The sequence below is a fragment of the Xanthomonas albilineans genome (genome assembly GCF_009931595.1).
Taxonomy (GTDB): domain Bacteria; phylum Pseudomonadota; class Gammaproteobacteria; order Xanthomonadales; family Xanthomonadaceae; genus Xanthomonas_A; species Xanthomonas_A albilineans.
In genome coordinates this window covers 149062-166235 of record NZ_CP046570.1, presented here as the reverse complement: position 1 = coordinate 166235, position 17174 = coordinate 149062, and the positions used below count along the sequence as shown (strand labels likewise).

Here is a 17174-nt window from a genome sequence, read left to right as displayed (position 1 = left end):
ATCCGTTGGAGATTCTTTCAGGATGGAACCCCGCGCCTTTTCACAACCCCACACCACAGCGCCAGCGGCCATCGCCGCCACCCCTGACGTGTTAGTGATCGGGGGGGGACCGGCAGGCTGCACAGCGGCCATCTTGCTGGCACAACAGGGCTGGCAGGTGAGCGTGTTGGAAAAAGACCGCCATCCACGCTTCCACATCGGCGAATCGCTGCTGCCGATGAACATACCGATCCTGCGGCGGCTGGGCGTGCTGGAGCAGGTCCGCGCGATCGGTGTGCTCAAGCTCGGCGCGGATTTCCCGAACGATGCGGGCGGCTACAACACCTTTCGGTTCGCCCATGCGCTCGGCGCTCGGTCCGACTATGCCTTCCAGGTGCCGCGCGCCGATTTCGACCGGATACTGGCCGAGCGCGCCCGCGCCGTCGGCGCCACTGTGCACGAAGGCACCCGGGTCGAGGCGGTGCAACTGGACGGTGCCAGGCCAGTGGTACAGGCGCGCAGTGCCGAGGGCCTGTGCCACTACCGTCCGCGCTACCTGATCGACGCCAGCGGCCGCGATACCTTCCTGGGCAACACGCTCAAGCTCAAACGTGCCAATGCGCGGCACGCCTCGGCGGCGCTGTTCAGCCATTTCCGCGGTGTGATGCGGCGACCGGGCGAGGATGCCGGCAACATCAGCATCTACCGCCACGCCCACGGTTGGATGTGGCTCATCCCGCTGCCCGACGACGTGATGAGCGTCGGTGCAGTGTGCGACCCGTCGTACATGAAGACCCGCCAGGGCGACAGCGAAGGTTTGCTGATGCGAACCCTGGCGTTGAACCCGGACGTGGCCGCCCGCATGACCGGCGCGCAACGCGTGGCGCCGGTGCATGCCACCGGCAACTATGCTTACGAATGCACGCGGATGAGCGGGCCGCGCTGGCTGATGCTGGGCGACGCTTATGCGTTCGTCGATCCGATATTCTCCTCCGGCGTCTACTTGGCGATGCACAGCGCCGAGCGCGGCGCGGCAATGATCGATGCAGCGCTGCGCGACCCGACCAGCGAGGCACGGCTACAGCGACGCCTGGAAAAACAGCTGCGCGGCGGCCTGGATCAGCTCAAGTGGTTCATCTACCGCTTCACCTCGCCCACCATGCGTGAGCTATTCGCACAGCCACGCAACGTGCTGCAGGTAGAGCAGGCGGTGGTGGCAATGTTGGCCGGCGACGTCTTCGACAACCGCGCGGTGCTGCGTCGCCTGCGCGTGTTCCGCATCATCTACGCCATCTCCGCCCTGGCGATGTCGCCACGAGCCTGGCGCGCCTGGCGCCATCGCCGCCGCGAGGCGCGCGAACAGTTTCATGGCGACACGTTACATAGAGAACCATCATGAGCCCGCCATATCAGCAGTTCCAAGAGCACGCGCAACACCACCCGCAACTACAGGTGGAATACATCGCCGAAACCGACCCGAGCCAGGTGTTGGGCGAAGACAAGGTGTTGGCCGTGTTCGGCTTCGGCGACGCAGCGCCACACCACGACGATCCGCGCTACCTGCGCGTGCCGCTGCAGCCGTACGGCCCGCGCATGCTCGAAATCTGGCGCACGGACACACCGGTGCGCAGCGGCCGCGCTGGCGCCATTGCTTGGGCCAGCGATGGCCAGCTGCAGTTCGCCGCCATCGAGATCGACGAGCGCGCACTGGATCTGGACATCGAAAAAGCGGCAACGCAGGCCTACGCGCAGATCAGCGCTTTCGTTGCCGGCAGTGCCACGCCCTGCCTGCTGCGCATCTGGAACCACCTCGACGCGATCACCCTGGGCAGCGGCGATCGTGAGCGTTACCGCCGTTTCTGCGTCGGCCGCGCGCGTGGTCTAGGCGACTTCGACGCCAACCGGTTGCCAGCGGCGACCGCCGTCGGTCGCTGCGACGACGCCCCCGTGATGCAGATCTATTGGCTGGCAGCGGCGCGAGCCGGCACGCCGCTGGAAAATCCGCGCCAGGTCAGTGCCTATAATTACCCGCGACAGTACGGCCCGCAGCCACCGAGCTTCGCCCGCGCGATGCTGCCACCGGTCGGTAGCGATATGCCGCTGTTGCTGTCAGGCACCGCCAGCGTGGTCGGCCACGCTTCGATGCACCGCGGACAATTACTGGCGCAATTGGAAGAAACCTTCGCCAATTTCGACGCCTTGCTGGGCGCCGCACGCACCCACGTGCCGGACCTGCCGGCGCAGTTCGGAGACGGTACCCGGTTGAAGGTCTATGTCCGCGAAAAGGCCGACCTGCCGTTGGTCGCTGCGGCGCTCGATGCGCGCTTCGGCGAGCGGATCCCACGCCTGCTGCTGCATGCGGTGATCTGCCGCGACGAACTGGCGGTGGAGATCGACGGCGTGCATGGCTGAGCTGGACGCGGCGACGTGCCCGATGTCCATTCGCGGAAGTGCGGCATCGCTATCTCGCTGCACACCACGCTACCAGGGCGTCGAACCGTTGCTGACGAAACCCGCTCAACCCTCGCGCACGCCCGCCAGCAGCGCCAGCATGCGCTCGCGCGGCAGCTTGCCGGTCTCGTTGCGCGGCAACGCGTCGAGCAGGCGCAGGCGGCGCGGCAGGAACAATGGATCCAGTTCGCGGCGCAATGCGTCCAGGATCGCGTCTTCATCCAATGTCGGCGCGACCACCGCCGCCGCGATGCGGCCCACTGCCTGTCCAGGCTCCGGGTCCAGTTGCAACATCGCAGCGTCCACCACGCCAGGCAGCGCGAGCAAGCGGCGGGTCAGATCGGCCAGCGACGCACGCTTGCCCCCGATCTCCAGCAGATCGGCCTGGCGCCCGCGCACCTGAAAACGGCCTTGGGCATCCACCTCCATCAGGTCTGCCAGCAACACCGGCTGAGCCAGGTGCGGCGCATGAACCAGGGTGCCGTCCGGCTGCGGCAACACCCGCACGCCCGGTAGCGGCGTCCATGAAACCTCTTGCGCGGTACGCCGGCTGGCGAAGATGCACGTCTCGGTGGAGCCGAACATCTCGCGCACTTCGCCACCGAAACGCGCCTGCGCCGCCGCCGCCAATTCCTGTGCCAACGGCGCGGTCGCCGAGACGATGCCGGCCAACGGCGGCAGCTCGACACCGGATTCGACCAGGGCGCGCAGATGCACCGGCGTGGTCACCAGCAAACGCGGCACCGGCAACTGGGCCAACGCACTGGCCACGTCCTCGGGAAAGAACGGGCGAGCGGCATGCACCGCCAGCGGCGTCACCAGGGGCAGCAGCACCGACATTTCCATGCCGTACATGTGCTGCGGGGGCACCGTCGCCACCACCTGCGGTACCGCGTCGGCGGACCACAACCCCGCCAACGCCAACAGATCCTGGCGGGTGCTGGTCAGGAAGCTGCCCCATGTCTTGGGATTGGGTTTGGGCACGCCGGTGCTACCAGAGGTGAAGCCGATCGCGACCAGGGCATCATCGGCCAACTGCGGCATCGGGCCGTCCAGGGTCGGCAGCGGCTCCGGCAACTGCCAATAGCCGGGCGGTGCATCGACCATGAACAGATCGCCCAGGCAGTAACCATCGGGATGGGTGCGCTGCACCTCGGCGACCACCGCTGGAGCACGCGAGGACGGCAGCAGCGAGGTCTGCCCGCGCAGCGCCACTGCGCAGAACGCGACCATGAAGCGATAGCGGTCCTCGCACAGGTTCAGCGCATGCTGGCCGGACGGCAACGCCGCAGCCAGGCCGCGCACGTGGCCGAGGAAGGTGGCCAGATCGATGTGTTCGCCGTCGGCGAAGGCCAGCGGACGCTCCGCGTCGCCAACGGCGAGCGGATGCAGCAGGGACGAGGCGGAGACGGCGGACATGCGTAACGGAAGCTCGGACGGGCGATGACCCGCACGGCGCGGGGAGCCTCTAGCTTGGCCGGCACCGCACCACCTGGCAAGCAGGCTGTGCAGCACTGGCCGCCGCCGGTACGGCCGTCAGTGGTGATAGCCGGTGTCGGCGGTGATCTTGCCGCGGAACACCCGGTAAGACCAGGCGGTATAGCCCAAGATCACCGGCAGCAGCAGCGCCAGCCCGACCAGCACGAACCCCTGCGAGGACGGCGGCGAAGCCGCCTCCCAGATGGTCAACCCGGGCGGCACGATGTTCGGCCAGATGCCCAGCACCAGGCCGAAAAAGCCGAGCACGAAGAAGCACAGGGTCAGCACGAACGGGCGCGCATCGCGGCCCTGTGCCATCGCCGCACGCCACAGCGCCACCGCGTTGACCAGCACCAGCAGCGGCACCGGCGACAGCCACCAAAAGTTCCCATCGTGGAACCAGCGCGCCATGATCCGCGAATCCAGGAACGGCAGCCAAGCGCTGACCAGGCCCATGAACACCACCACCACTAGCACCAGCGGCCGGGTCAGGGTGCGGGCGATGTGCTGCATCGCGCCTTCGGTCTTCAAGATCAGCCAGCTGCCGCCGAGCAACGCGTAGCCGAACACCAGCGCCGCGCCGGTGAGCATCGAGAACGGGCTGAACCAGCCCAGCACCCCGCCCAGGTACTTGCCGTCCTGCAGCGGCATGCCCTCCACCAGCGCCCCCAGGATCACCCCCTGCCAGAACGCGGCGCACAGCGACCCCAGCGCGAACGCCCAGCCCCACAAGTACTTGGAACTGCGCGCTTTGAAGCGGAACTCGAAGGCCACGCCGCGAAACACCAGCGCGATCAACATCAGCAGCACCGGCAAGTACAGCGCCGACAGCACCACCGCATACGCCTTCGGAAACGCCGCCAGCAGACCGGCGCCGCCCAGCACCAGCCAGGTCTCGTTGCCATCCCAGATCGGCGCGGCGGTGTTCATCATCAGGTCGAGCTGGCCCTCGTCTTCGGCGAACGGCGCCAAGATGCCCAGGCCGAGCACGAAGCCGTCCAGCAGCACGTACATCAGCACACCGAAGCCGATCACACCAAACCAGATCACCGGCAACACGGTCGCCATGTCCATCAGCACGTCTCCTCGATGTCGTCGTCGACCACCGACAGCGGCCGCGCAGGAGTCTTGCCGCCGTCGTGCAGGCGCGGTGCCGGCTCGTGCGGCAACGGCCCGTGGCGCAGCATCCGCAGGATGTACCAACTGCCAAAACCGAACACCAGCGCATAGACGACCACATACACACCCAGCGAGATCCACACCATCGCCGGACTGATAATCGGGCTGACCGCATGGCGGGTATGCAGCAGACCGTAGATCACATAAGGCTGACGCCCGATCTCGGTGACGAACCAACCAGCGAGCAAGGCCACGAAACCGGCCGGCAACATCACGTTCCATGCCAGGTGCAACCCGCGCCGGCGCAGCAACGTGCCACGCCACCAGAAGAACAGCGACACGAATGCCAGCAGCAGCATCGCCATGCCCAGCCCGACCATCACCCGGAAAGCAAAGAACACCGGCTTCACCGGCGGCCGCTCGTCGGCCGGCACCGCGGTCAGTGGCGTGATTTCGCTATTCAAGGTGTGGGTAAGGATCACGCTGCCCAGGTGCGGAATCGTCAACGCGTAGTCATTGCGCTCTTCAGCCTCGTTAGGCACCGCGAACACCACTAACGGCACGCCCTGTCCCGGCGCCTCGCGGTGCCAGTGTGCCTCCATCGCGGCCACCTTAATCGGCTGGTGTTCGAGCGTGTTCAGGCCATGCGCGTCGCCGGCAGCGATTTGCAGCGGCAGCGCGATCGCGGCGAACGCCACCGCCAGCTTGAGCATGCACCCGGCCGCGTCCACATGCTCGCCGCGGCGCAGGTACCAGCCGCTGACCCCGCCAATCACGAAACAGGTGGTGATGAACGCGGCAAGCACCATGTGAGTGAGCCGATACGGGAACGACGGATTGAAGATCACCTCGCCCCAGTTGGCCGGATGGAATACGCCGTCGACGATGACATAACCGGCCGGCGTCTGCAGCCAACTGTTGGCCGACAGGATCCAGAACGTGGAGATCAGCGTGCCGATGGCTACCAGACAAGTGGAGAGGAAATGCAGCTTCTCCGGGACCTTGTGCCAACCGAACAGCATCACCCCCAGGAACGAGGCCTCCAGGAAGAACGCCGTCAGCACCTCGTAGTTGAGCAGCGGACCGATGATGTTGCCTGCGCGTTCGCTGAGCACCGCCCAGTTGGTGCCGAACTGGAAGCTCATCACGATACCGCTGACCACGCCCATGCCGAAGGACACGGCGAAGATCTTCAGCCAGAAGAAGTACAGATCGCGCCACACCGTGTCGCGAGTACGCAGCCAGCGCCACTCCAGGAACGCCAGCCAGCTCGACAGGCCGATGGTGAAGGCCGGGAACAGTATGTGGAAACTGATGACGAATCCGAACTGGATGCGCGAAAGCAAAAGAGCGTCCATTGAGGCTGCCCCTAAAGAAACTACAATAGCGTCTATTGTTGTCGCTGCGGCGTAAAATTGAATGTGAAAGAATGCCGCATCGCAGGGCGGAAAACGCCCAGATTCTGGATTCGGAAAAAGAAAAACGGGCACCGTTTTTTGTGATGCCATGAACATGGACGCGTCGGGACGCGCGCTTGTGCGAATCGTCAATTCCCCATTCCCAATCCCAGCATTCGCTCCAGACGGCTGTTACGCTTATCGTTTGCTTTTCGTCCGGAACATCCCGATGTGTCGCTTAGCCTTGAGCGCCGTTGTTTTGCTATCCCTGTCCTGCTTGCCGCCATTGGTTGCGGCTCAGAATGTGGCCCCGCTGACCATCGAACAAACGATGGCCGATCCGGACTGGATCGGGCCGCCGGTCGAGGACGCCTGGTGGGCCTGGGACGGGCGTCAAGTGCAATACAAACTCAAGCGCAACGGCAGCCCGGTGCGCGACACCTACCGCCAGGGGATCGACGGCAGCACCGCGCAGCGGATCGAGGATACGCAACGCAGCACGCTCGATGCGGCCAACCCGGTCTACGACGCAGCACGCCGACGCATGCTGTTTGTACGCAATGGCGATGTATTCCTGCGCGATCTACGCAGCGGCGCGCTGACCCAGTTGACCCGCAGCAATCAAGCGGCCGCAAGACCGCAGTTCAGCACCGACGGCGGCGCACTGTGGCGGGTCGGCAACGACTGGTACCGCTGGAATCCCGACAGCGGCATCGCGCAAGCGGCGCTACTCAAGGCCGAACGCGATCCCGACACCGCACCCAAGTTGGACACGCTACGTGCGCAGCAACTGCATACATTGGAAACCCTGGCGCGCGATCGCGCGCAGCGCGATTTGCTGCGGCAACAAGAGCAAGCCTGGCGGCGTGCCGACGGCAGCCGCGCGCCGGCACCGGTGTATCTGGGCGAGGACGTCGTCATCGACGACAGCGCGCTGTCGCCGGACGGTCGCCATCTACTGGTGGTGACCCACGCCAAGGGCGCCGACGAAGGTCGCGAGGGCAAGATGCCCAAGTACGTGACCGAATCGGGTTACGAAGAATTCCAAGAAGTGCGCACTCGCGTCGGTCGCAACCCACCGCTGGCGCAGAACCTCTGGTTGGTCGATATCGCCGCGGGCAGCGCGCGCAAACTCGACTTCGCCGTCCTGCCCGGCATCCACAACGACCCACTGGCCGCACTGCGCAAGGCCGCCAAGCAGGAACCGCTGCACGGGCCACGTGCGATACAGGTGGAGACCGACGGCGATGGCAGCGGCGCGACGATGCACTGGAGCGAGGATGGCCGCAACGTCGCGGTGATGTTGCGCGCGGTGGACAACAAGGACCGTTGGATTGCCAGCGTCGACCTGGATAAGGCCGTGCTGCAGCCGCGCCATCGCCTCACCGATCCTGCTTGGATCAACTGGAATTTCAACGATTTCGGCTGGATGCCGGACAACCAAACGCTGTGGCTGCTGTCCGAGCAATCCGGCGATGCGCACCTGTACACCCAACATGGCACCGATAAACCGCGCCAACGCACCGCCGGCAACTGGGAGGTGTCCGCGCCGGTGATGAGCGCCGATGGCCAGGGCTTCTTGTTCCTGTGCAACCGCAAATGGCCGGGCGACTACGAGGTGTGCAAGCTGGATCTGCGCGACGACAGCGTTGTCGAGCTGACCTCACTCGAAGGTGTCGAGGACTTCGCACTTTCGCCAGACGGCCAACACCTGCTGGTGCACTACTCCGGCGCCTATCTGCCGCCGCAATTGGCGGTGTTGCCCGCCAGTGGCGGCAGCGCACGCGTGCTTACCGATACCCGCAGCGCCGCATTCAAGGCACGTCCGTGGATCCAGCCGCAATTCGTGCAGATACCGTCCACCCATGGCGCCGGCACGGTCTGGGGCAAGTACTACGGCCCGCCACATCCAGAACCCGGCAAACGCTACCCGGTGGTGATGTTCGTGCATGGCGCCGGCTACCTGCAGAACGTCTCGGTACGCTACACCCCGTATTTTCGCGAGCAGATGTTCCACAACCTGCTGGTGCAAAAGGGCTACATCGTGCTCGACCTGGATTACCGCGCCAGCGCCGGCTATGGCCGCAACTGGCGCACCGCGATCTACCGCGACATGGGCCATCCGGAACTGGAGGACTATCTGGACGGCCTGGATTGGCTGGTCGCCACCAAGCAGGGCGACCGTCACCGTGCCGGCATTTACGGCGGCTCCTACGGCGGCTTCATAACCTATATGGCGCTGTTTCGCAGCCCCGGCACATTCAAGACAGGCGCCGCGCTACGTCCAGTGGCAGACTGGAGCCAGTACAACCACGAATACAGCGCCGACATCCTCAACACTCCCGATCTTGACCCACAGGCCTACCGCACCTCTTCGGCGATCGAGTACGCCAGCGGACTGCGCGATCACCTATTGATCGCCCACGGCATGATCGACGACAACGTGTTTTTCAAGGACTCGGTCGACATGACCCAGAAGCTGATCGAACTGCACAAGGACAATTGGGAGATCGCGCCATATCCGTTGGAACGACACGGCTTTACCCGCGCCGATTCCTGGCTGGACGAATACAAGCGGATCCTGAAATTGTTCGAGCAGGAACTCAAGTAGGCGATCACGCACCCTGCGCTGGGTGTCGGCACAATGCACCTGTCGCGGTCGCGGCGTGGCGCGGATGACCGCGCCGCCTCGTCTGCGACGATGCGCGATGACGACTGCCAGACCATGCGCCGTGTCTGCACATGACGCACACGCCCACGCCACTTGTGCCTGTTCAAGTAACCTCTATCTTCGCCGATGCGCGGCAGCACGCTACGCCATCCACCCAACCGAGGGATCGCCAATGTCGCCACCTCCGCTGCACCCCGCAGGTCACCAGATGATCGATGCGATGGGCAAGATCGCGCTCTTGCTTGGCGTGCTGTCGCTGCTGTCCGCGCTGGCGCAGGCACTGACGCTGATGGCGCTACCCGATGGCAACATCGAAACGATGCTGCAGCCGTTTGGACTGCCGTTGCCGCCGTGGCTGCACACGTGCATGACCCATGCGATCGCACTGTCCTGGCTGGCAGCGACGCTGGCGCTGGCGTTGTGCGCGACGTCATGGGCCTTGTTACAACGACACGAATGGGCACGGCGCGTATTCGTGGCATTCCTAGTGGTCACCGCCGTGGCCAATTTCGCGATGTTGCCGCTACTGTGGCAATTATTCGACATGCTGCAAGCATGGGCGCCGCAACACGGCTTCGATGCACACATGCAGCACCAGTTGCACTCCAGCCGCATCACCGTCCTGTTCAGCGCACTGCTCACCGCGCTTGTTTTCGCCGTCCTGCACGGCTGGCTGGTGTACCAGCTCTCGCGCCCGGCGCTGCGTAGCGCCTTCCGCCGCTGAGCGACACCACGCGCAGCAAGCCGACAGTGTTCACCCGGATGGCCCCGATCGCAGTGCCGGCTGAATGCGGTGCGTGCTCGACAACGGACCGCGCATCATCACGCACACGCCCAGGCGACAAGCTTCTAGAATAGGGGGATGCAAACCTTCGACCGTGTCCGCGACTATCTCACTGGGCTGCAAGACCGCATCTGTGCCACCGTCGAGGCGACCGACGGCCAGGCCCGTTTCGCCGAAGACGTGTGGCAGCGCGCCGAGGGCGGTGGCGGCCGCACCCGCATTCTGCGCGATGGCGCGGTGTTCGAGCAGGCCGGGGTTGGCTTCTCCGACGTGTCCGGCACGCGCCTGCCCCCCTCGGCCAGCGCCAACCGCCCAGAACTGGCCGGCGCTTCCTGGCGCGCGGTCGGGGTGTCGCTGGTGTTCCATCCACTCAGTCCGTATATCCCCACCACCCACACCAACGTGCGCTACTTCGAGGCCGAGCGCGAAGGCGCAACCGTGGCCTGGTGGTTCGGCGGCGGTTTCGACCTGACCCCTTACTACCCGTTCGACGAAGACGCACGCCACTGGCACCAGACCGCGCACGATTTGTGTGCGCCATTCGGCGCCGAGCGATACCCCGCACATAAACGCTGGTGCGATGAGTATTTCTACCTCAAACACCGCAATGAGACCCGAGGCGTCGGCGGTCTGTTCTTCGACGATCTGCATGCCGATTTCGAACGCGATTTCGCCTACCAACGTGCGGTGGGAGATGGTTTTTTGGATGCCTACCTGCCGATCGTGGCGCGCCGCCGCGCCCTGCCCTGGGGCGAGCGCGAGCGCGAGTTCCAGCTCTACCGGCGCGGGCGCTACGTGGAATTCAATCTGGTCTACGACCGCGGCACGCTGTTCGGCCTGCAGAGTGGCGGCCGCAGCGAGAGCATCTTGATGAGCCTGCCGCCACGAGTGCGCTGGGAATACGGCTTCCAGCCGGAACCCGGCAGCCCCGAAGCGCGTCTGGCCGAATATCTGGTGCCACGGGACTGGCTGGCCTGAGCACGTCACCGCGCGCCCAGGCACGCATGGCGCCCTCGGCGTGAAACACGCGCTTAAGGTGTTTGTCGCAAGCCAACGACCGCAGAAAAATGGCGGCCGCAGATCAGCGCATTTCAGGCCGAGTGGCTGCTCGATTTCATAGTTGGACGTACCGCTGTGCACGAACACAGCGATGCACTGCAGGCTGCACACGTCGTGACGGTGCGCAGACATAGTCGCTGAATGATGGGATCTATCAAACTCGAACAAAGCGGCGCGGCGTAATCCCCATCCCTTGACTTGCCAGCGTTTACGCGAGCATAAAGATATAGGTTCAAGCTTAAATAAAAAGGCCCCGCGGACCAGGGGTGGGTCAGCGGGGCCAGGGAACGCAGACTTGGGGAGGAGTCTCCGTTCCTAGATCTGCTCCAGGGGATGGGAGAAGATCCGCGACAGGCATTGCGCCTGTCGAGGCACATAAGACCATTTTTCACCTTTCTCATTCGTGAAAATTGCGGTTAAGAATTCGTCGTGTTTAGGACGGATTCATTCCAAAACATTCGCCCGACAAACAACAAAAATGCCGTACTCCCTGCGCAAAGGCGCTGACTGCAGGATGTCGTTGGGGGACCGCCGCATTGCGGGTCGCATAGCTCAATGCGCCTCGTCCCAGTTATCGCCCACGCCACTGTCCACCACTAACGGCACCTTCAACTCTGCCGCAGCGGCCATGCGCCAGGTCACCTCGGGTAACAGGATCTCGACGAAGTCGGCGTCGACTTCGAACACCAGTTCGTCGTGTACCTGGAGGATCATCAACGCACGCGCGCGGTGATCCTGCAACCACGTGTCCACACTGACCATGGCGCGCTTGATGATGTCCGCAGCGGTGCCCTGCATCGGCGCGTTGATCGCGGCGCGCTCGGCGCCAGCGCGCAAGCCCTGCTGCTTGGCGTTGATGTCGTTCAGGTACAGACGGCGACCGAACAGGGTCTCCACGTAGCCCTGGGTGCGCGCCTGCTCGCGCATGCGCTCCATGAAATCGCGCACCGCCGGGTAGCGGCTGAAGTACAACGCCACGTAGTCCTGCGCCTCGCCGCGGCCGATGCCGAGATTACGCGCCAGGCCGAACGCGCTCATGCCGTACATCAAGCCGAAATTGATCGCCTTGGCGGCGCGGCGCTCGTTGGCGCTGACCTGCTCCAAGGTGCGCCCGAAGACCTCGGCGGCGGTGGCGCGATGCACGTCCACGCCTTGACTGAAAGCGCGCAACAGGCCCGGATCCTCGGACAGGTGCGCCATGATCCGCAGTTCGATTTGCGAATAGTCGCACGCGATCAGCTTGCGGCCGGGAGGGGCGACGAAGGCGCGACGGATGCGGCGGCCATCCTCGGTGCGGATCGGGATGTTCTGCAGGTTCGGATCGGAAGAGGACAGCCGCCCGGTCGCGGCACCGGCTTGATGATAGCTGGTGTGTACGCGCCCGGTCTCAGGGTTGACCATCTCCGGCAGCTTGTCGGTGTAAGTGCTGCGCAGCTTGGCCAGGCCGCGGTATTCCAGGATCACCCGCGGCAGTTCATGCTGGTCGGCGATAGCCTCCAGTGCTTCTTCATTGGTGCTGGGCTGGCCTTTGGGAGTTTTCAACAGGGCGGGCAGCTTCAGTTCGTCGAACAACACCGCCTGTAACTGTTTTGGCGAATCCAGATTGAAACTCCGCCCGGCTAACGCGACCGCCTTTTGCTGGGCGGCCAGCATCCGCTGGCTCAGCACCTGGCTCTGCTTGCGCAGCTCGGCGATATCCACGCACACACCGTTGGCCTCAATGCGGGTCAGCACCGGCACCAGCGGCATTTCGATCTCGCGGTACACCCGCGCCAGCGCCGGCTCGGCATCCAATTGCGCTGACAACGCCCGGTGCAAGCGCAGCGTGATATCGGCGTCTTCGGCGGCATAGCCGGTGGCATCGTCGATGGCCACCTGCGAGAACGCGATCTGCTTGGCCCCCTTTCCGGCCACGTCCTCGTACTTGACCGTGTCGTAGCCCAGGTAGCGCTTGGCCAGCGAGTCCATGTCGTGGCGGCTGGCGGTGGAGTTGAGCACGAAACTCTCCAGCATGGTGTCGTCGGCATACCCGTGCACCTGCACGCCGTGGCGGCGCAGCACATGCAGGTCGTACTTGCCGTGCTGGCCGACCTTGCGCTTGGCCGGATCTTCCAACAGCGGTGCGAGCGCCGCCAGCGCCTGCACGCGGTCCAACTGCACTGGCGCACCAGGATAGTCGTGACCCAGCGGCAGGTAATCGGCATGACCGGGTTCGATGGCGAAGCTAAGTCCGACTAGATTGGCGCGCATCGCGTCCAAGGCGTCGGTCTCGGTGTCGAAGGCGAAGCCGTCGGCGGCGCGCAAGCGCGCCAGCAACGCATCGAACTGTTCGGCAGTGGTGACCGCGGCGTAGTGGCCCTTCGCGGCCAACGCCGGGTCCAGCGCACCATCGGGCGCGGCGGCGGCACGAGCATAGCCAGCCGCGGTACCGCGCAGGCTGGGACTGGCCTCACTGGCGACATACGGAGCCGCCACGCCACCGTCCAGGTCGCGCAACGCCTGGGTGAAGCCGTAGCGCTGGTACAAGCCGCGCAACTGCTCCGGCTCCGGCTCGCGCAGGCCCAGCGTGCGCGGGCCGCCGGACAGCACCACGTCGGTCTTGATCGTGACTAGATCGCGGTTGAGCGGCAGTCGCCCCAGCGCCGCGCGCAGGTTGTCGCCGATCTTGCCCTTGATCGCGTCGGCGTTGGCGATTACCCCGTCCAGCGACCCGTAATCGGCCAGCCATTTGGCCGCGGTCTTGGGTCCGCACTTCTCCACCCCGGGGACGTTGTCGATGGTGTCGCCCATCAGCGCCAGCAGATCGACAATCTGGTGCGGCAACACACCGAATTTTTCCATCACCGCCGCATCCGAATCCATGCGGCTGCCGCTCATGGTGTTGACCAACTGCACGCCGGGACGCACCAACTGGGCGAAATCCTTGTCGCCGGTGGAGATGGTCACATCCATGCCATCGCCAACGCCTTGCAGGGCCAAGGTCCCGATCACATCGTCGGCCTCCACTCCGCTCTCGCGCAAAATGGTGATGCCGAGTGCGTGCACGATCTGGCACATCGGCTCGACCTGCGCGCGCAGCTCGTCGGGCATCGGCGGACGGTTGGCCTTGTACTGCGGGTACAGCGCGTCGCGGAAGGTCTTGCCCGGGGCATCCACCACGAAGGCGACGTACTCGGGACGCTCCTTCAAGGTGGCGCGCAACATGTTGACCACGCCGAACAGTGCGCCGGTGGGTTCACCGGCGGCATTGGTCAAGGGCGGGAGCGCGTGAAACGCGCGATACAGGTAGCTGGACCCGTCGATCAGGACTAATCGGCTCATCGGCCAATTCTACGCTGCCGCCCTGCGCGCACCGAATACGGTCGCACAGCGCATAATCGGCCACCATCCCCCTGCCCGTGGAGAACGTTGCGATGAAAGCCCTGATCCTGATCCCGCTATTGCTACTGGCGGGCTGCGCCTCCACCGGCACTGGCCCGGACGGCGCGCCGATGGACATGCGCGGCGCGCAAGTGACCCAACGCAAAATGGAGAACGGCGACACCGTGGACGAATACCGCATCGCCGGCCAGTTGCGCATGGTCAAGGTGACCCCGGCGCGCGGCCCGGCCTACTACCTGTACGACCGCAACGGCGACAGCCACATGGACGGCAACAAGGACAACGTCTCGCCGGTGTACTGGAAGCTCTACAGCTGGTGACGCGCGCTGCGACGGCGAGACATTGGCGGGAAGTTTGCCGGGCCGGTCAGGGATCGAGCCGGCAATAGGCGCCCGGTGTGTAGCCGAAGCTCTCGCGCATCGCTTGGCGGAACTCAGCGAAGGTGAAGTCGGTATCCACCCGCATCAGCACACCGGCATAGGCGCCGCCGTTCTTGCCACCGCTGCCGGTGCCCCACTGCACCTGCCAGGTCGCGTACCTGTTACCGCCGTGAACCTGCGCGGCCTGCAGGTCCACGCGCAGGCCCTTGACCAGTTCCATGCCCTTGATCACGCCTTCGCTGTTGGCGTAGTTGGCAGGGATTCGAATCACGGTAGCGTCGTTGACATCGTCGCGACGGATGCCGACATAGTTGGCGATCTTCGCCGCCAAGTAATCGTCGAGCACATGGTCGCGGATCTTGCTGCTGGCACTGCTGAACGTGCCGGTGTTGTTGTTGGTGTAGGTGGTCATGGGGAAAGTCCTCTGGTGTTGGGTGGATGCCCGAATGGGCGCCAGCGCAGGGCCGGTCAGAGTTGGCGCAGGCGGTCGATGAACGCGTCGTGGCCCTCGATGGGCTGGTCGGTGGCGATCAGCGGCCTGTGCTGCCAGGTCAAGCTGCCCACGCGGGCGAGGGTTGCCTCGGCATCGGGGAGGTCGTTGGCTTCCATGCCGCCCGCGCTCGCGGTCAACCGCGCATGGCGGATCAGCACCCGATCGGGTGCCAGGTAGACCACTTGGCTGGACGCCGCCGTGGTCACTTCGGCCAGCGCGGTCTCGGTCTGCTCCACCAGCGCCGGCAACCGGTGCGATGCCAGCAATTCGTTGCGGGTAGTGGCGCAGATGCACGACCAACCGGCGAACACACCGTCCTCGGTGAGCAGGGGGGCCAGTTGCGGCAGCGAAGCCAGCGAAAAGCAGGTATCGACGATCAGCGCCGGCGTGCGGATGCCGATATCGACAAGATCCGCGATGAAGCGCTGGAACACGGCGACATTGCGGCAGCCGTTGAACTGGGTCGGTGCGCCCTGATCGTCGACATCGCCGTGGCCGCCGCCGATCCACAACGTGTCGTAATGCAGCTGCACTTCACCTTGATCGGTGCGCGGCAAGGCTGCGACGATCTGGGCGCGATCGGGAAACGTATCAGCAGGGTGCTCGATCGCATGCACGCCCTGGGGGAAGTGATGGGCCAGATGTGGCGGATGAAACGCGAGAATGGACATAGGCAGGCTCCGTTGGCTGGAAGGACGCCGTCCCAGCGGCGCAATGCAGGCGCGCGCACCGCTACGGCATCGGCGTCCAGCATCGGCGGTGTCGACAGTGCGGCCCATCGGCAAATCGCTGACATCGGCCTGCCACACGGAGGATGTGGGCGGACAGCGCCGCGATGCGCTTGCCTCACCCTGCGCGCACGCGGCAATGCACGTCCGCGCAGGGGACGTGGCAGGTCATCCGTGCGGTGGTCCTCGATGTGCATGTACGGCGCGCTGCGTCACGCGCATTGCAGCGCTCTCGCCCGCTCTTGATCGACTGGGCGGCACGCCTGACGCTGCGCTTGCACGGTCCGGCTCCGGACTGCCCCTGCCTGATGCGGCCCAGCGCGGGAATGCGCGTGCTGCCGCAATACGACGGACGCGCACCCGGCCGTACATCGCGCTGTCGAGGCGCGTCGGCCGCCTGCAACCGATGCACGGGCATGTCCTCGACGGACGCCTGCCGCGGGCGACCACTTGGCGCGGAGCGAGCCGGCGCGCCCCGCGCCCCGCGCCCGCCTCGACGTCAGCGAATCACCAGCACCGGTAATTTGCTGTTCGCCAACACTTCCGCCGTTTGACTGCCAAGCAGTATCCGACTCATACCGCGACGGCCATGCGAGGTCATCACGATCAAGTCGCTGGCACAGTCGATGGCCATGTCGATGATCCCCTCGGCCGCATAACGGTCGAGCAGGTGACGGCCATGCGCGGTCACGCCGGCAGCCGCGGCGGCGGCGAGCGCCGGCGCCAGGATCGACTGCGCGCTGGCCTCGCGGTCGCGACGGTATCCGGGACTGGCCTCATAGCCCACGCCCCAGCCCATGGCATCGTACATGCCCATGGCCCACGGTTCGGAGACCGTGAGGATGTCCACCTGCGCACCGAGCTTGGCGGCCAGCGCCAGCCCATGCTGCAAGCCTTTGGCGGACAACTCAGAACCATCGATGGCAATCAGGATGCGCTGGTACATGGTGTGCTCCGGTGGCGCCGTATGCGGCGACAGCAGCAGCATTGCACACCCGCTGTGGACTGCACGCCTTGAGCCAGATCAAATTCAGTCACGAGCGGGTTCAACCGACGCATCGGCTTGCCGGCCATGCGCGCACCAGCCGACAGGCCGTGTATTCCTATGCCGCCCGCCCGATCGAGGCAACTGCAACGATGCGCAATGACACCCGTCACCGATCACGCCGCTGTCGTTGAAACGCATCGGGGCAAACCGCAACGGCTGGACCGATGCGCCTGGCCCCTCCTTGCATGACTCAGCAGTGCCTGGC

The 17174-nt window shown here is 65.1% G+C and carries 13 protein-coding genes; 6 read left to right on the top strand and 7 right to left on the bottom strand.

Features of this window, described 5'->3' with window-relative positions; genetic code table 11:
* The first annotated feature begins 22 nt into the window (after positions 1 to 22).
* Together XaFJ1_RS00645 and XaFJ1_RS00640 are read left to right on the top strand one after the other, a co-directional pair.
* Complete coding sequence (locus XaFJ1_RS00645) at positions 23 to 1378, top strand: NAD(P)/FAD-dependent oxidoreductase (protein ID WP_155393039.1); 1356 nt, start codon at positions 23 to 25, stop codon at positions 1376 to 1378.
* Entirely contained in the window at positions 1375 to 2391 is a 1017-nt protein-coding gene (locus tag XaFJ1_RS00640) for a chorismate transformation FkbO/Hyg5 family protein (protein WP_012914689.1), read from the top strand. The genes XaFJ1_RS00645 and XaFJ1_RS00640 overlap by 4 nt, the downstream gene beginning before the upstream one ends.
* Positions 2392 to 2496: 105 nt before the next feature.
* On the opposite strand, the gene XaFJ1_RS00635 is transcribed toward XaFJ1_RS00640, so the two are convergent.
* The 3 genes from XaFJ1_RS00635 to XaFJ1_RS00625 form a co-directional block, all read right to left on the bottom strand.
* Positions 2497 to 3849, bottom strand: a complete 1353-nt coding sequence (locus XaFJ1_RS00635) for an AMP-binding protein (RefSeq protein ID WP_012914688.1) — start codon at positions 3847 to 3849, stop codon at positions 2497 to 2499.
* A gap of 117 nt (positions 3850 to 3966) precedes the next feature.
* On the bottom strand, positions 3967 to 4983 hold the full coding sequence (gene cydB, locus XaFJ1_RS00630) for a cytochrome d ubiquinol oxidase subunit II (RefSeq protein WP_012914687.1): 1017 nt from the start codon (positions 4981 to 4983) through the stop codon (positions 3967 to 3969).
* Positions 4983 to 6386, bottom strand: a complete 1404-nt coding sequence (locus XaFJ1_RS00625; protein ID WP_012914686.1) for a cytochrome ubiquinol oxidase subunit I — start codon at positions 6384 to 6386, stop codon at positions 4983 to 4985. The genes cydB and XaFJ1_RS00625 overlap by 1 nt, the downstream gene beginning before the upstream one ends.
* A gap of 268 nt (positions 6387 to 6654) precedes the next feature.
* Here XaFJ1_RS00625 and XaFJ1_RS00620 point away from each other — a divergent pair, with 268 nt between their 5' ends.
* The 3 genes from XaFJ1_RS00620 to hemF all read left to right on the top strand — a co-directional run bounded on the left by XaFJ1_RS00620 (position 6655) and on the right by hemF (position 10858).
* The gene (locus XaFJ1_RS00620; RefSeq protein WP_045756645.1) at positions 6655 to 9036 is read left to right on the top strand and encodes a S9 family peptidase; all 2382 of its coding nucleotides are present in this window, start codon (positions 6655 to 6657) and stop codon (positions 9034 to 9036) included.
* Between the two features lie 232 nt (positions 9037 to 9268).
* A complete protein-coding gene (locus tag XaFJ1_RS00615) occupies positions 9269 to 9820 on the top strand; it encodes a hypothetical protein (RefSeq protein WP_012914684.1) in 552 nt (183 codons plus the stop codon).
* Between the two features lie 138 nt (positions 9821 to 9958).
* Entirely contained in the window at positions 9959 to 10858 is a 900-nt protein-coding gene (gene hemF / locus XaFJ1_RS00610) for an oxygen-dependent coproporphyrinogen oxidase (RefSeq protein ID WP_012914683.1), read from the top strand.
* Positions 10859 to 11491: 633 nt separating this feature from the next.
* On the opposite strand, the gene polA is transcribed toward hemF, so the two are convergent.
* Positions 11492 to 14260 (bottom strand): DNA polymerase I, encoded by a 2769-nt coding sequence (gene polA / locus XaFJ1_RS00605; RefSeq protein ID WP_012914682.1) that lies wholly within the window; start codon positions 14258 to 14260, stop codon positions 11492 to 11494.
* A gap of 92 nt (positions 14261 to 14352) precedes the next feature.
* Here polA and XaFJ1_RS00600 point away from each other — a divergent pair, with 92 nt between their 5' ends.
* Positions 14353 to 14640 (top strand): DUF2782 domain-containing protein, encoded by a 288-nt coding sequence (locus tag XaFJ1_RS00600; protein ID WP_012914681.1) that lies wholly within the window; start codon positions 14353 to 14355, stop codon positions 14638 to 14640.
* A 46-nt stretch (positions 14641 to 14686) separates the two neighbouring features.
* Here XaFJ1_RS00600 and XaFJ1_RS00595 read toward each other — a convergent pair whose 3' ends face one another.
* The 3 genes from XaFJ1_RS00595 to XaFJ1_RS00585 form a co-directional block, all read right to left on the bottom strand.
* On the bottom strand, positions 14687 to 15112 hold the full coding sequence (locus XaFJ1_RS00595; protein ID WP_012914680.1) for a hypothetical protein: 426 nt from the start codon (positions 15110 to 15112) through the stop codon (positions 14687 to 14689).
* A gap of 56 nt (positions 15113 to 15168) precedes the next feature.
* Positions 15169 to 15864: a hypothetical protein gene (locus XaFJ1_RS00590; protein WP_012914679.1), complete on the bottom strand. Its 696-nt coding sequence runs from the start codon at positions 15862 to 15864 to the stop codon at positions 15169 to 15171.
* A gap of 556 nt (positions 15865 to 16420) precedes the next feature.
* The gene (locus XaFJ1_RS00585; RefSeq protein ID WP_012914678.1) at positions 16421 to 16867 is read right to left on the bottom strand and encodes a universal stress protein; all 447 of its coding nucleotides are present in this window, start codon (positions 16865 to 16867) and stop codon (positions 16421 to 16423) included.
* Positions 16868 to 17174: the final 307 nt, after the last annotated feature.

Bases quoted from the DNA above. Each gene is read 5' to 3' on its own strand.
- hemF (WP_012914683.1), top strand. From the start codon at position 9,959: ATGCAAACCTTCGACCGTGTCCGCGACTATCTCACTGGGCTGCAAGAC.
- XaFJ1_RS00620 (WP_045756645.1), top strand. From the start codon at position 6,655: ATGTGTCGCTTAGCCTTGAGCGCCGTTGTTTTGCTATCCCTGTCCTGC.
- XaFJ1_RS00635 (WP_012914688.1), bottom strand. From the start codon at position 3,849: ATGTCCGCCGTCTCCGCCTCGTCCCTGCTGCATCCGCTCGCCGTTGGC.
- cydB (WP_012914687.1), bottom strand. From the start codon at position 4,983: ATGGACATGGCGACCGTGTTGCCGGTGATCTGGTTTGGTGTGATCGGC.
- XaFJ1_RS00600 (WP_012914681.1), top strand. From the start codon at position 14,353: ATGAAAGCCCTGATCCTGATCCCGCTATTGCTACTGGCGGGCTGCGCC.
- polA (WP_012914682.1), bottom strand. From the start codon at position 14,260: ATGAGCCGATTAGTCCTGATCGACGGGTCCAGCTACCTGTATCGCGCG.
- XaFJ1_RS00625 (WP_012914686.1), bottom strand. From the start codon at position 6,386: ATGGACGCTCTTTTGCTTTCGCGCATCCAGTTCGGATTCGTCATCAGT.
- XaFJ1_RS00585 (WP_012914678.1), bottom strand. From the start codon at position 16,867: ATGTACCAGCGCATCCTGATTGCCATCGATGGTTCTGAGTTGTCCGCC.
- XaFJ1_RS00595 (WP_012914680.1), bottom strand. From the start codon at position 15,112: ATGACCACCTACACCAACAACAACACCGGCACGTTCAGCAGTGCCAGC.
- XaFJ1_RS00645 (WP_155393039.1), top strand. From the start codon at position 23: ATGGAACCCCGCGCCTTTTCACAACCCCACACCACAGCGCCAGCGGCC.
- XaFJ1_RS00615 (WP_012914684.1), top strand. From the start codon at position 9,269: ATGTCGCCACCTCCGCTGCACCCCGCAGGTCACCAGATGATCGATGCG.
- XaFJ1_RS00640 (WP_012914689.1), top strand. From the start codon at position 1,375: ATGAGCCCGCCATATCAGCAGTTCCAAGAGCACGCGCAACACCACCCG.
- XaFJ1_RS00590 (WP_012914679.1), bottom strand. From the start codon at position 15,864: ATGTCCATTCTCGCGTTTCATCCGCCACATCTGGCCCATCACTTCCCC.